Genomic DNA, 16,239 nt, shown 5'->3' with positions numbered 1-16,239 from the left:
AAGATGAGTTGGAGCACAGGAAGCATAGAAAAAAGAAGGATAGGAAAGATACTGGCTATTCTATTCTGTTTGATAAGGCTGGGTGCCTTTGGCATGAACCCACCTACTGAGAGCCTTTCCGAACGTATTCATCAGTTACACGATCATTTGCTTGAAACAGGCAAAACTACCCAGCAGCTAAGTGAGTCAGATTTGGCCAGTTTGCCAGTGGGCATTACTAAAAATGTAGGAGGATATGAATATTTGGTAATCATTGATTCGGCACGCTTTACACCTAAGGGAGCTTTCTTTGACGCCTATATTTCCCTACAATTCAAAACAAATGGACAAAGGGTTGCTTTTGCTGCCCGTAATGTGGCTTTCCACCGAGGAGGACTGTCAGCGTCAAATGAGGTGAGGCTTGCATTAGTAAATGAAGCCACACTTCCTTTAGGTTCAAAAACCAAGCTTACCCTGCCTGCTCAGGGAAATGAAAATTATGTAGCTATTGATTGTAATGGTTTTAAAGCCGTAAACCTTCAGGGAAAAATTTCATTCAGCCGCGAGATGCTCATTCCAGAAGACGAAGAGGGCAACCCCCTGCCAGGACAGGTAGAAACTCTTTTTAGGGTCAATAGTAGCGATTGGAATGCATTGATGTTATCTGTCTCTCTTCCTGCTTTCCGCATACCTAATCTTCAGGGAATCAACTTTAAGGCAGAGGAAATCACCTTGGACATGAGCGATATTGCAAATCCTGCTGGCATAAAATTTCCTCAGCAGTATGAACATCAATACGGGGCTAATGTACAGCTTTGGGAAGGTTTTTTTATCCGGCGGGCCAAAATAGGCTTGTTCAAAGAACTTTCTGAAGAGGGTGACAGGAGATACATCAATGCCGAAAACCTTATTCTGGATAAAGAAGGAATAACGGGAGACATCGGAGTAAATAAGCTGTTCGGCAGGGAAGAGGGATCATTAAATGGCTGGCCTTTCTCCGTAGATTCTTTAGGTATTGTATTGGTTAAAAATAAGCTTAGTGGCGGGGGTTTTAAAGGAGAAATGAACATTCCTCTGTTAAGCAAAGATGCTCCCTTGAAATACACTGCCTTCGTTACTCAGGAAGCCGGAGAGACTGAATATACTTTTGCCGTTCAACCCAGAAAAAACCTGAATGCTTCAGTTCTAGCGGCTAAGGTAGACCTGGCTCCCAGTTCTACCATCATCATCAGTAAAAAAGAAGGTAAATTACTCCCTGAAGCTATCCTACATGGAGCTTTAAGCATCCATACTGATATAGGTGTAGAACTAAAGCAGTTAGGTTTTACCGACTTACACATTGCCCCTGAAAAGCCCTACATCCGCAATGGATATTGGTCTTTCGCCAATGGAAATACTCAAAAAGTGGCTAATTATCCCATATCCATTGAGTCTATTTCTTTCCAGCATAATGACCAGGACTTACAGTTGAATGTAGGCGTATTATTGGGACTGATGAACGAAAATGACAAAGGCTTCTCCGCTCAGTCAATCGTGAGTGTTTCCGGAGAAATTGTAGAAGAAGAGCCTGAAATGCAGGAAGGTAATACTTTAGGCGTAAGCCGTCAAGAATGGAAGCATAAGGAAACACGTGTAAGCGATATTGAAGTAGACGTGGATATGGATGCTTTCAAGTTTAAGGGTAGATTAAGTTTGTACAAAAAGCATGAAGTCTACGGACAGGGTTTCCGGGGCGAAATAGATGCTTCCTTCAAGGCAGGACCTACTGTGAAAGCTATCGCACAGTTTGGGCGAGTGAACGATGATCGTTACTGGTATGCCGACGCTTTAATGCACTTTGGAAAAACAGGAACCTCACCAGGTTTTTCTGTCTATGGTTTTGGCGGAGGAGCTTACTACCAAATGTCATTGGACAGGACCACTTTAGCAGCAAGAGATTTCTATACAATCCAAGGCGAACATGATAAGACAACCATCGGTGCTACCCGAAGCGGGGCGTCTTACGTTCCGGACCCATCGGTCAAGTTAGGACTCAAAGCTACTGTGGTAATAGGTACATCGCCCTCACCCCGGTCTTTTAATGCGGATGCTACCTTTGAAATGGCTTTTAACCAACGTATGGGCCTCAAGTACATCCGTTTCCGCGGGGAGGGATACTTTCTCACTGGCCTGGATGAAAGAAACGGTAATCCACCCATGTACGCCAATGTAAATATTAACTATGATTTTGATAATGATGAGCTGAATGCTTTGCTAGACTTGTACGTAGATGCCTACGGTGTGATGAAAGGTATCAATGCCAATAATCTGGCCGGGAGAGCGATTATGCACTTTGGTCAGGAAAAGTGGTACGTGTGGTTGGGTTCTCCCAGCCAGCGAATTGGTATCAATGTTTTCGGTTTGGCCGAGGCCTCAGCCTACATGATGGTAGGAGATGAAATTGAAAGTTTGCCTGTTCCTTTAGAAGGGGTACAAGTTACATCCAAAAACCTCCAAGAAGTCTTACATGAGCTTCAAAATAACATGGCAAGCACAACTGTCCATGCAGCCAGTGGTAAAGAATTTGTTTTTGGGGCTAGTTTTCATTCAGCCATAGGAAAAGACGATCCAGGGGCCATATTTTACGGATTTTTTAAAGCCGGAGCAGGCTTTGATATTATGTTGCTGGATATGGGTAATGTAAGCTGTTCGGGAAAATCCGGTCCTATTGGAATCAATGGCTGGTATGCTAGTGGACAGGCCTGGGCTTATTTACAAGGAGCGGTGGGTATTAATGTTAATCTTAAGTTCATCAAAGGGAAATTTGAAGCTTTTCGCTTTCTGGCAGCCATTGTCATGCAGGCTCAACTGCCTAATCCTACCTGGCTACAGGGCACTGCTTTTGGTGAATTCAATATTCTCAACGGTTTGGTAAAAGGTGACTGTAGCTTCCAGGTTACCATCGGTGAGCAGTGTGAGTTTGAAAATGAGGCTCCTATAGCGATGGAGGTGATTGCCGATATGCAGCCATTCCGCAGCAGTAGAGAAGTGGACGTTTTTACTACACCCCAGGTGGCCTTCAATCTTCCGGTAGAAGAGGCTTTTGAGATGCTAACTGCTGAAGAACAATACAAAAGTTATCGAGTAAAACTTAACTATCTTAAAGTAACAAAACAGGGAACAGAAGTAACCGGAGCACTAAAATGGAATGAAGATAAAACAGTGGTTGCGTTTAAAAGCACTAAAATTCTTCCTCCCAAAACCGAGCTCAAAGCAGTAGTAAGTATCAGCTGGCAAGAACGAATTGATAACCACTGGACAGATTTAGATGCTTCTGAAAGCAGAGAGGTAAGCTTTACTACTGGCGAGGCTCCCAATTATATTCCTGAGCACGTTGTGGAATATAGTTACCCCGTCAGAAATCAATACACATTTCTTCAGGATGAGTACGGCACCGGATACATGAAGCTAAGCTACGATATGGATTACTTATTTGAGACTACTGACGGACAAGGAAGAAACTATGAATATATAGCGCGTTTCAAAACTTCAAATTCTTCCACTTATGTTGATAAAAAACTCACGTATAGTGAGAGTACTATTACTTTTGCCGTTCCCGACAAACTGGATATTGAAACCATATACAGCCTAAGCTTCCTCAAGAAGCCTGTGACTACGAGCCGGGTGGATGAAAACGTGCTTAGGGTAGAAAAAGAAGTAACACTGGCACAGGCTACCAATGTGACTACCGCTGAGCGAAACATTGAAGGTACACTTGCCATAGCGGAGACGGAGATCTTATTCACCTATGGATTCCGTACTAGCCGTTTCAATACATTTTCTGCCAAAGTTGATGCCATGTATGGGCAAAAAACGACTTCAGGTATCGTACATGATATTCTAATCTATCAGGTAGGAACACTACTTACTATGCCTGAGGTATTTGATGAGGCAGAGTTAAGTGGTACACCTGGTCAGGCTCCTCTGATAAAAATGTATGCAGATACGCAGAACCCCTGGTTTTCAAAGTACATGCATCCTTTACTGTATGAGCATTATCCCGTGCACCCTCAGGTGAAGATAAGTTGGCGAAATATTGAGACCGCAGGCGTTCCCCCTATTTATTCAGTAGTACCTGAACTCAGGGCAACAGCCCCAATGCTAACCCAGGCACAAATGACATCTGGTAATGCTCTGAGCATTAGCGGAGAGATAAAACTCCATTATCAAATACCTACTTATACCTACAAAGATCATCGCCATCTTCGCTTAAAAGCCATCAACAAATATACAAGAGTACATAGCAGAAGCATCCCCGTTGGGGCTAAGCGTCTGATGCATGATGCTTACCAAAACTTCATGGATGGTACATACAAGGTCAAATTAGAATACCGACTGCCTGGTATACAACGACTAAGCAGCACTAAAACGCTCAACATTCAATGGTAAGGATATATTTTATATGGCTCATAGGGTTTTGCCTGATAGCTTCATCAGCCCAAGCTCAGGAAAAGCGGGGGAAAGTAAGTGCCATTGCCCGCTCTGGAGAACAAGAGATCTTATTACGCTGGGCTCCTAATGACCCTATGACCTGGAGACTGGGTAACCGTTATGGCTATGCCATTGAACGCTTTACTATAGGAAATAATGGCCGTATTGATTCCACTGGTCAGTGGCTACGAGTGCAGCTTAACTCCTCACCTATCAAACCCTGGTCTTTGGAAGATTGGGAAAAGATAGCGCTTGATGATCATTACGCTGCCATTGCTGCTCAGGCCATTTATGGAGAAAGTTTTGAAGTAAATGGTCCTTCGGGAAATATGATTACTATGGTGAATCAGGTAAAAGAAGAACGTAATCGCTTTGGCTTCGCTTTACTGGCTGCAGATCACTCTCCAAATGCTGCCCAAGCTTCAGGATTATGGTTGAAAGATACTTCAGTGAAGTCGGGAGAAGAGTACCTCTATAGAATTTACCTGGCGCAAAATCCTTCTTCTATTCCAATAGATACCGCTTTGGTAACTGCACAAGCCATCATACCACCTCCATTACCACGACCTCCAGAGGTAGAAGCCCAATTTGGAGATCGGGTAGTAAGTATAAGCTGGAATGGTTTTTACTTCAATCATATGTATGTCTCTTATCAGGTAGAGAAGTCGGCAGATGGAATTCATTTTACGCCAGTAAATAATTTGCCTATCGTAAATGGTGACCGCCCTGGCAGAGAGGCACAGCAGTTAGTCTTAATAGATTCATTAGCGCAAAACAATAAGACATACTACTACAGGGTGCGGGGGATCACTGCATTTGCCGAACTAGGCCCTCCGTCAGAGATTATCTCAGGTAGGGGAATGATATCCTTGAGTGGAGTATACCCTGTCATCGATACAATTTCGGTTATTGATAACCGTACCGCTCAACTTCAGTGGGCTTTTCCTGATAGCCTACAGAATCATGTGATTGGTTATAAGATCATTCGGAGTGCTTCGCTCAACGGGAGTTATGAGCCTCTTCATAAGAATCTCCTTAAACCTACCGCTTTTTCTTTTACCGACCCCCAGCCCCTGAGTACAAGTTATTATCGGGTGCAAGCGATGGGGCCGGATAGTATATTCACTACTTCTGTTCCCTATATGGTAGCTTTAGAGGATAGCTTACCTCCAGCATTACCTAGTCATTTTGAAGGAGAAGTAAAGAAAGATGGCGCTGTTCATCTCCATTGGACGCAGAGTACTTCACCAGATGTATTGGGTTATCGTGTATTTCGTGCCAATGACCCGAAAGAAGAGTTTGTTATGGTTTCTTCCCAAACTATTCAGGATACGACCTTTATAGACAGTGTTGAATTAGCTACCCTCACTGAGCAGGTATATTATCGCCTCGTTGCGGTAGATCGTCGGTTTAATGTATCGGATTACTCAGAAATTTTACCCTTAAAAAGACCTGATGTGGTTCCTCCGGTACCTGCACAGCTTACCTCAGTAGAGGCTCAGAAAGATGGTATTGAGTTAAAGTGGTGGGCAAGCCCCAGTGATGACTTAGCGGAATATGTACTACTTCGCTGGCATACCAACTCTTCTGGTTTCCAGATTCTACAACGGTTTGAAGCAGGTGATAGTGCATACCACTATCTGGATGCTTCCGTGAAAGCAGGCACTGAATATCGATACATTTTACAAAGCATTGATGATGAAGGCCTAAGCGCGGCCCATCCTTCTGTGACATTAACCGCTTTAGACATACAACTTCATGAAGGAATAAGCCATTTGAATGGAAAAGTTGACCGTAAGCAAAAGCTTATCTTGCTCCAATGGAAAGCTCCTATTACGCAAGCAATTAATGGGTATCGTATTTTCCGGGCAGTGGATGATAACCCCCTTAGATATTATCAGTTCAGTGAAACTGAATCGCAGTTTCTGGATAGACGATTAACAATCAATCATCGGTTCCGCTATGCCATACAGGCAGTATTTGAAGATGGTAGTGAGAGTGAGCTTTCTCAAGAGGTGCTGGTAGAATATTAGTCATCATAATGAAAACTTAAGTGCAATAAAGTATGGATAGATTGATATATCGGGTAGGGCAACTTTTGCCAGTCCTGTTATTAATAACTCACTTGAGTTGGGGACAAGCAGGATCAACTGAGGTAAGTATCAAAGTAGTGGCTTATTACCAGGGTGAGGATGGTGACGGAGTTGGCCAGGGTTGGAATGAATATCGTTGGAACTTCTCATACAAAGGCACCTCTATTTGTGTTGAAGAACATGCTAAAGACCCTGGATGGTGGTACGACGAACATGAAATTGTAAATGAAATAAAGCATGATAAAGTACCTGGCTATGACAGTGATAACCCGGCACTCTGTATTACCATGGAAAGTTGGGAAGAGGATGAGGGAGATAATTGCAGCTATAGTAGTGGAGATGATAACCACTATGGCCCCAATGGTACGGTAGCAGTTTACGACCTTTATCGAGAACAACCTCCAGGTATCTCAACTGGCTCTGTGATGAGAAAAGCCTTTACTTATAATACTAATAACAGGGTTACGTATGAGTTTTACTATACACCTCCGGAGCCGAGTGTTCCTGGCATTAACAAAAGCTCCTCAAACTTGTGTGTAAATGATGATATTGTTTTAAGCACCGAGACATATGTATACCCTTCATTTCTTGATCAGGTACATCTCAACTGGGAATACTGGATTGTGGGTGACTACTATACAGTTTTTGGTTTAAACATACCTCGTTGGCAATCACTGGGAAGTACTACTATTGCTAGCGATAATGGCGGAAATAAAACCATATCGCTTAAAGATCTACCGGAATTAGAAAATTTAACTGATCGTCAAGAAGTCCATTTTAGGGTACGGTCCTGGGCCAATGATGCGTATGGTAGCTATAGTGATGTAAGTAGCATAGCAGTAGACCCTGTGGGTCCCAGTTTTACCGCTGCGGCTATTCAGCCTTCCTGTTCTGTGGAAGGAACCGGCAAGATCAGGGTACAAGTCACTGGAAATGGTACAGGTAAATATCGTCTTGATTACACCAAAGTCGGAGGAGATACTTTTACTGTTCCCGGAGGAGTCACAACCAATGATTATACTTTGAATAATCTGGAATCAGGGACTTATACTCTCAGGCTTAGCAATTACCGCAATAATGCTCCTTTCCTGAGTGCTTGTGATATGACTCAAACTGTTACAGTAGGCACAGTCAGCAATATCAGTTGGAATAGCAGTAGCCAAAGCTATAACCCTGGCTGCTCTGATGGTACAGGCAGTATCTATGTAGAAGTAAATGGTGGCAATAGTGATAAGCCTATAGTATTCAGAATAGCAGATGGACCTCCTGTAAGCAACAAAGGTCAAAATTACAATAAGGCAAATTTCTCTAATTTACCTGCTGGTACTTATACCGTGACGGCTACTGATCCGTGTAATGGTACAAGCTTAAGCAAATCATTTACCTTAACTGCTCCTCCCAAAATTGTAGCCTCAGTTTCTACAGTAAACCCAAAATGTGACAATCCGGATGATGGCAAAATCAGGGTAAACATATCCAACGGTCCGGGTAGGTATGACTATGAACTTTGGAAAGGCTCAAGCAGAATAGCAACGAAAAGTAACACTACAAATGTATCACATACTTTTAGTAGTCTTTCAGCAGGTAATAACTATGAAGTTAGGGTATATGACCATGATCGCAGAAGTTGTTTACCTTTTCAGGAAGAAGCGATCAGTCTTGGCTTTACCCCTTTATCCATTTCATCTTTTTCCAAAAACGATATGCGCTGTGCCGGAGAAACAGGTACAGTTAAAGCTAAGGCTGGTGGAGGTAGTGGTGCTTATCAGTATACATTAGCACATGCTTCTGGAAGTTATAACCAAAGTAATACCAATGGATCATTTACTGTAAATCGTGGAGGAAACTATACGCTTACTGTAAAGAATAGTGGTTCCGCTTGTTCTGATGTCATAAGCAAATCGCTAAACATCACTGCGCCTTCCCCTCTCACCCTTACCATAAGTCAGCAAAATATCATTTGCTCAGGAGCCTATGATGGAAAATTGACAGCTGCGGTAAATGGAGGAACTGCTCCATATACTTATCAGTGGCAGGAAAGAGAATCAGTATCAGATTCATGGTATAACTATGCCGGAAGTGGTGCAGTATCTCATCAAATAAGCCAGCTCTATGATGCCCGTTATCGCCTTATCGTTACGGATAAAAATGGTTGTCAGCTTACTTCTGATGAACATATCCTTACAGATCCTGAAGAGTTAGTTATTGATGAAATCAATGTGGAGCATGTAAGCTGTAAAGGAGCCAATGACGGACAGATTCTCCCATTAGTTAGTGGAGGTTGGAGCGATTACATATTCACGTATCGGGAAGAAGCACAGACTAAGTTTACCCCTTTTACAGAGCAATCTTTATTTGCTCCGGGCAACTATCATATCCGGATAAGTGACCGGGAAGGTTGTACCCTAACTTACCCCGAAATACTTACCATCACTGAGCCTTTGGAAGCCTTATCTCTTCAGCATACAGTTTCCGAATATAATGGTTATCAGGTATCCTGCTTCGGTGGTAATGATGGATGGGTAGAAGCAAGCGCCATTGGAGGCAATGGCAACCCTTTTGGCAACCAATACTGGTTTGCTTTAGACGAAGGAAATTTTTCTACCGAATCTATATTTACCGGGCTTACCGCCGGTATCTATGAGCTTAAAGTCAAAGATGAAAGAGGCTGCGTTTTTACCCAGTCTGTCAAGCTTAATTCTCCTGAAAAGTTAATCCTAACCACAAAGGAGAAAAACTATATCCGTTGCTTTGGTGATAGTACGGGATATATTACTGTAGAAGCCGAAGGAGGTGTCGGTCCTTACCTGTACCGGATGGGTACCAGTGAGTGGCAGGATAGCCCTACTTTCTCGCAATTACCTTCCGGTACTTATAGCCTCACCGCTAAGGATTCGCAGGAATGTCTGACTGTATTCACAGAAAGCATAACGACTAACAACCCTTTAGTCATTTCTTTTAATAAAACAGATGTGCGCTGCTATGAGGAGAACAATGGAGAAATTACCGCTACCATCAGCGGAGGAAAAGCGCCTTATCATCTGCTTTGGAAGGAAACAGCCAGTTCGGACGCTCATATAGATCAGCTCGCTCCTGCCTGGTATACCCTATCAGTGGTTGATGCGGAGGGCTGTGTCCTTATAGACAGCGTCCAGATTCAGGAACCAACATCTGCTTTGTATACTACTCCCTTGGTCACACCCGTACGTTGTTTTGATGAAGAGAATGGACAGATTGCCATACTTTCAGACGGAGGTACTCCTCCTTATCGCTATTCCATAGATGGGGGAGCTACCTTTCAAAGTGATAGCTTATTTAAGCAGCTTCTTCCGGGAACCTATACAACGATCACAGAAGATAGTCGGGGCTGTGCGTTTACAGCTGAAGCTGCCATCATGCAGCCTGATACGTTGGTACTTTCGCTGATAAGCAAAACAGACATCTTGTGTCATGCTGAGTCCAGCGGGATGATTGAAGTAGCTGCAAGTGGAGGAACACAGGCTTATCGTTATTCTTTAGACGAAGAAAACTGGCAGGACAGTCCGCTGTTTACAGAGCTGATAGCAGGTAACTACCAAATACATCTACAGGATACAAGAGGCTGCCAAGCCAGCCTGTCCGTAACGCTTAGCGAGCCAGATGCTCCTTTACAGCTTAGCTATGAGACAATACCTGTCCAATGTAAAGGAACAGCAAGTGGAAGCATTGCCACTACAGTAATCGGAGGTACGCCTCCTTATACTTATCGCTGGCATGAACTTTCAGCTAATACAGCTATGGTTAGCGGCCTTCTTCAAGGTGATTATGTACTTACAGTTACAGATGCTCATGCATGTCAGCTGGTAGATACGATTGCGGTAACAGAACCTGAAGTAGCGCTTCAGGCAAGCATGTTTCAACAAATTAATGTAAGCTGTTATGGCTTATCCGATGGATTTGTGGAAGTAGAAGCTCTGGGAGGTTATCCACCCTACCAATATTCCTGGCAGGGAGAGGCTTTTTCTGATGTAACAGCTTATGATAAACTGTCAGCCGGAAATTATCAAGTGACCGTTCGTGATACTATGGGTTGCGAGGTAAAGGTTGATATTTATGTATCCCAACCTGATATGCTTACAGCTACGCCTGAAGTAGTGCAATATGTAAGCTGCTTCGGAGCTAGTGATGCCCAATTCCAAGCCAATGTTAACGGAGGAACACCTCCTTACCGTTATTCATTGGATGAGGGTATTAGCTGGCAACAGGAAGCTCTTTTCACCGGTTATCCAATAGGTCAGTATACCATGCTGGTAGAGGATTCCCTGGCTTGCCAAAGCCTCACTCTGGTAGATATTACTGAGCCTTCTCTACTTACAGCTACTATAGAAAATGTGGTGGAAGCGGCATGTACACAGGCCAATGGAGAAGCCCGGCTTATTGTAAATGGGGGAACACCCCCTTACCTCTATCAATGGATAAATCAAAAAAGGGAGCTTATCTCAGAAGAAGTTCATCCTATTAATCTGGCCGCAAGTGTCTATGATGTATATGTGAGAGATGCTAAAAATTGTATGGTTCACCTCACGCAAGTCATCAATGACCTGGATGGTCCTGTTAGTGAGATTGTAGGGAGGCAGGATGCTAGCTGTTTCACCTCTTCAGACGGAAGGGCTACAGTAGAAGCTACCGGCGGCAGTGGGACATATCAATATGTGTGGAATGACCCTTTGGTACAAACTAGCCCTACTGCCACTCAACTGGCTCGAGGTAAGTATTTTGTTACCGTAACAGATGAACGTGGCTGTGTAAGTATTTCTTCTGTCACCATTGGCTCTCCCGAAGCCTTCCGGATTGACACGCTTCACTGGGAAGCTCCTACTTGCTATGAGGCCTGTGACGGCCAACTGGAATTGAAGATCTCGGGAGGAGTAACTCCTTATACCTACCAATGGGAAGGGCGCTCCGAAACTGCACCTACTCTGACTAATCTCTGTCGGGGGGAATATACCCTGACCGTTACGGATGCTTCAGGCTGTTCACTTTCACAGGAGTTCAGCATGTCACCCCCGGATTCTTTACAACTGGAGCTTATCAGCAGCAAGGCTCCTACCTGCTTTCAGGGATGTGATGGTCAGGCGGCAATTGCGGTACAGGGAGGCACAGCACCTTATCAATACCAGTGGAGTGATGTAGCTGGGCAAACCAATGCACAGGCTGAGAATTTATGCTCAGGAACTTATAAGGTTACTGTGACGGATACACAGGGATGCCAGGCACAGCAGACAGTGGTGATTGAAGAAGCCCCACAAATTGCGGTGCAACTACCGGATACCGTGACGCTCTGCCTTGATCAGTCCGTAACACTGGATGCCAGCATACCTCAGGGGCAATACCAGTGGACCCATAACGGATCGCCTTTGAGCACAGATGCTTATCTTACTGTGGATCAGGCCGGAACATATCAGGTTAGGGTTACCAATGAGCAAGGCTGTCATGAAGTAGCACAAACTGAAGTGCTGACTTATGATACTTTATTTGAAGTAAACTTTCTGCAAACTAGTGAGCTTATAGTTGGTGATACCCTTACCCTAACCGAAGTATGCTTTCCGCTACCGGATAGTGTACATTGGCACTTTCCACCGGAAGCAGATATCCTAAATGCTTCCTCCTGGGAACCACAGATTACGTTTGAAGAGGCCGATGATTACCAGATTACCCTGGTAGGTTATTATAGCGTATGCACGGATTCTATCACCAAAACAGTGGCTTTCTTTCCACCTCAAAAAGACTTGAATACCAACGCTCGCTTAGCCCAGGGATCACAGGGAATCAAATCCGTAATGATCTTTCCAAACCCAACGAACGGGCGTTTTCAGGTGGAGGTAACGCTCTACTCCGTAACCTCTCTTTTCGCATTCATTAATGATACTAATGGGCAGGAAATAGGCAGGATTCAGCAAAAGGATAGTGACACCTATTCTTTTGAGTTTGACATCAGCAGGTATGCTTCCGGGCAATACTATTTACGCCTGATGACTCAGTACGATCAAAAAGCAGCCAGAATACTATTACGCTAAGCAGAGGAAGACAAGAAAGATGAAAGAATATATACTGAAATTGCCAAAGAATTCCTTTATGCTGATAAGATGGGTGCTGATAGGAGTATTGCTTATAGCAGGAGGAAATTTATATGCACAGAATCGGCCGGTAAATGCTACCTTACAGATTACACCTCCTTATTCAGTATATCTGGCAGACTATGCCCGTCCCGGTAGCGAGCAAATGCAGGTCTACCTACTGCTCCGCGACCTTAGCGAGCCAGTATATGACGTGCAGCTTCGCCTAACCATAGAAGGCTCAGGCATTCGTCTGCAAACCAACCCTTCTTATCTGCCGCCGCCCATCACATTAGAAGGAGGTATTCCTCTGATAGTATCCGGTGAAACCTTAGCGCCTTATCTGGATAGTCGCAACCTAGTGTTTTCGGGTATCAGCCGAGCGGAGTATGAACAAAGAAGGGCACTGCCCGAAGGCTTTTATCAGTTTACCATAGAAGTACTTGACTATCGCAGAGCCGATCGTTCATTGAGTCGTCCGGCTACTTTTATGGCCTGGTTTACCCTCAACGAGCCCCCTCGCATCACCGCGCCTATTTGTGGAACCACGCTGCCTCTCATGGACCCCACACATATCCTGTTTCAGTGGATGGATGGGGGGAATATTAACCCTGCTTCACCCTTCTCTACTGAATATGAACTCACGTTGGTAGAAGTATTTCCTACCGACCGTAATGTGGATGATGCTATCCGCTCTTCCATTCCTTTGCTGCAAACTACCACTACGGAAACCAGCTATCTCTATGGCCTCACCGATGCCGCATTAATTCCTGGTCAGAAGTATGCTTTCCGGGTACGGGCTTTGGATATTGAAGGCCGGGCGGTATTCAAAAACGAAGGATATAGCGAAGTATGCAGCTTCACTTTTGGAGAAGGACTGCTGCTCAACCCTCCTGATGGCATTCGGGTGTATGCCGAAAACGCCCGCAAAGCTTTGGTCAACTGGCATCTTTCTATTGATCCGGATAGCTACCGGGTAGAGTACCGACGTAAGACAGCGCAGGAAGAGGAAGCTTTAAGCTGGTTTAGCATAGAGACCAGTGATAAGCAGGTAGTACTAAGGGATTTAGAACCCGAAACTACCTATGAACTCAGGGTAGCCAGTCTGTTTAACAATTATGTGTCTCGTTACAGCCAACTACAGACCTTTATTACACCTGAAGTCATTGTGGCTGCCTGCGGAACAGTTTTCTCTCCTAATATTACGGCTTCCAGCATACCCCTGGCTACGGCTATGGCCGGACAATACTGGCAGGTAGGAGATTTTGAGATGCAGCTAAGAGAAGTAAGAGGAGGTGATGGTATTTTCAGCGGCTGGGGCGTTATGCATGTGCCCTATCTGAGCCTGCAAATCCCTGTAAAATTTGATGAGGTCTGGGTAGACGAAGACTACAATCTTGTACAAGGGGAGGTCGTGGCCTTGAGCGAGAATTTAGAAGCTTTTCAAAAACGTTGGGAAGAGGAGCATCCCCCGCAACCGGAAGAAGATCAAGAAGCGCTTGCTCAGCAAAAAACAGTATCGGATTCCCAGCCAGATCAACAATCTTCAGCACAAGAGGAAATTACCAACATCATTGTAGACGGAGAAATTGCTCAGGTCTATGTCAACGAACAGGGGCAAGTCATAGCGGTAGACGCTCAGGGCCAGGAAGCTATAGTAGCCGAAGAAGCCCCTCAGGAGGGGGAAGCCCTAGCCGTAGAGGATAGTCAGGGTAATAAGTATAGTGTAGACGGTAGTGGAGGTGTACATCATGAAAAAAGCAGTAGCTCAACCAATAGTAATTCAGATAAACAAGTAAATTTTGATAATGCATTACTCCTGGCTATTTTGGATGAGTTTGAAGAGGCGGTTAATGCCTGGTTAGAAGTACACGGCAAAGGTCCCTTAAGTGAGAAGGAGATGCGGGTGCTTGCCAGTTTGCCCGAAGGATTTCCTGCCGATGCTGAACTTTTATCCTATATCAGCGAGCACACATTTCAGCAAGTACGTGAGAATACTGCCTCCTTTCAGCAGGACCTTACAAATCATCAAAGTCACATTGCCTCTTTGCTGAAGCAGGATGAAGCTAGCTTAAATGAGGAAGAGCTTGCTCAGGTGAAAAAAGCGGTAGCATTACAAATTACCTTCTACGGCCTAATTGACGAGCTGAAAGAATTCCTCAATGAGATAGGTCTCAACGGAGGCTGCCTGGATCAAGGGATTCAAAAGGCGAAAGAAGTATTCTGGCAGCGCATGAAGGAGGACTACTCCCTGGAAAAAGTTGTAGTACTGGCGGTCAATGCAGGTGAGGTAGAAGCTCTTTATTGCCTGAGTAGCCGCGAGAATTGCCCCAGCCAGGGAGATTGGGGACAATTCGCTTGCGGAGCTACACACGCCTTGGTAGAAGAGATTGATGTTAACGGAATGCTGGATGCCGGTACTGAAGCTGTTAGGGCTTACATAAAGAATCGGACAGACTGCCTGACGCAGGGTACTGAGTTAGTGAGCGTATTCAGCTCTGAAAATCCTTCAGACATTATCCGCACCTTAAACCAATGTTTTCTGGGTATTGACATTGGTCCGGAAGAAGCCACACAATTATATGATGCCACTACAGCATATGTAGCCGCCCACTATGACGATCCTTACGATCAGGGTAGAGCAACTGTATTTGTATTGAGCATTCTTTCGCCTTTTGGCAAAGTAAAGCAACTTTCCAAAGCGTTTAAGCTTAAGCTACTGGATAAACTCAAGAAGCTTGGAAGCCCCGCCGATGAATTGACTAAGCTTAGAAAAGCTATTGACGCTGAGGATATTGGAGACATACGAGTGGCTATTGGGGCAGCTGCCCGAGGAATTGACAACTTATCGGCCAAAAGCAAAAGTATCCTGGAGAGCTGGCCTGATGATGTATACAACAAATTCTATGATGAAGTAGCTAGTACGGAACTTTGGGATAATACTTTTAAAAATGCCGCCAATCAAGATGGATTAGTGGATGCTTGGAAGGCGCTTCATGATGCGGGAATTGATGATCTCGCCACCAAAATAGATGAGATTAAATTTGTTAATAACTATTTGAAAAGTAACCCTGGTAAAACTGCTGAACAGGTCTCAAGTGAGGTCAAATCAAAAGGCTGGCAAAAATGGGTGGATGAAACCTCACATGTTACAGTTACAATATTTAAAGCTGGCGATAAGATTGCAGGTAGGAGAATTATTCAAGTAAAGGCTGGTAGTAATGGTAAAATAGCTGTAATTGGTAGAAAGATGGATGCTCATGTTAATGATGTGGTTTCTACTCTTCAGGCTCAAGGGAAACAAGTTGAAGCATTTAATGACGCATATCAGTCAAGTTATACATTTGATATTGATGGGAATACATACAGTTGGCAGGAGATAGTAGATGATTTTAGCAATACTAGTGGCCAATATGCTACAAACAGTAAAGGATGGATTACAGATGAAGCTATTCCAAAAACACTTATGTATAAAGCAAATCAAAAATGGGCTCAAAAATTGATTGACAAAGATTATGAAGTAATAGATATTGGGTATCCATTAAATGTTAATAACCCTAGTTTATTTTACAACATGGAGCTAAACACTATTTTCCCTTAGT

The 16,239-nt window shown here is 44.1% G+C and carries 4 protein-coding genes; all 4 read left to right on the top strand.

Going from position 1 to position 16,239, the window contains the following annotated elements; all coding sequences use genetic code 11:
- Positions 1 to 3: 3 nt before the first annotated feature.
- The 4 genes from WJR50_RS00980 to WJR50_RS00965 are packed head-to-tail and all read left to right on the top strand — an operon-like array spanning position 4 to position 16,238.
- The gene (locus WJR50_RS00980) at positions 4 to 4,407 is read left to right on the top strand and encodes a hypothetical protein (RefSeq protein WP_341291337.1); all 4,404 of its coding nucleotides are present in this window, start codon (positions 4 to 6) and stop codon (positions 4,405 to 4,407) included.
- The gene (locus WJR50_RS00975; RefSeq protein WP_341291336.1) at positions 4,401 to 6,482 is read left to right on the top strand and encodes a hypothetical protein; all 2,082 of its coding nucleotides are present in this window, start codon (positions 4,401 to 4,403) and stop codon (positions 6,480 to 6,482) included. Before WJR50_RS00980 ends, WJR50_RS00975 begins: the two co-directional genes overlap by 7 nt.
- A 32-nt stretch (positions 6,483 to 6,514) precedes the next feature.
- Positions 6,515 to 12,598, top strand: coding sequence for a T9SS type A sorting domain-containing protein (locus WJR50_RS00970; RefSeq protein WP_341291335.1), 6,084 nt, complete (start codon positions 6,515 to 6,517; stop codon positions 12,596 to 12,598).
- Between the two features lie 58 nt (positions 12,599 to 12,656).
- Complete coding sequence (locus WJR50_RS00965) at positions 12,657 to 16,238, top strand: fibronectin type III domain-containing protein (RefSeq protein ID WP_341291334.1); 3,582 nt, start codon at positions 12,657 to 12,659, stop codon at positions 16,236 to 16,238.
- Position 16,239 lies beyond the last annotated feature (1 nt).

Origin of the sequence: Catalinimonas locisalis (assembly GCF_038039535.1) — a bacterium.
Taxonomy (GTDB): Bacteria; Bacteroidota; Bacteroidia; order Cytophagales; family Cyclobacteriaceae; genus Catalinimonas.
This window is presented reverse-complemented; position numbering and strand designations above follow the sequence as displayed.

Bases quoted from the DNA above. Each gene is read 5' to 3' on its own strand.
- WJR50_RS00980 (WP_341291337.1), top strand. From the start codon at position 4: ATGAGTTGGAGCACAGGAAGCATAGAAAAAAGAAGGATAGGAAAGATA.
- WJR50_RS00975 (WP_341291336.1), top strand. From the start codon at position 4,401: ATGGTAAGGATATATTTTATATGGCTCATAGGGTTTTGCCTGATAGCT.
- WJR50_RS00970 (WP_341291335.1), top strand. From the start codon at position 6,515: ATGGATAGATTGATATATCGGGTAGGGCAACTTTTGCCAGTCCTGTTA.
- WJR50_RS00965 (WP_341291334.1), top strand. From the start codon at position 12,657: ATGCTGATAAGATGGGTGCTGATAGGAGTATTGCTTATAGCAGGAGGA.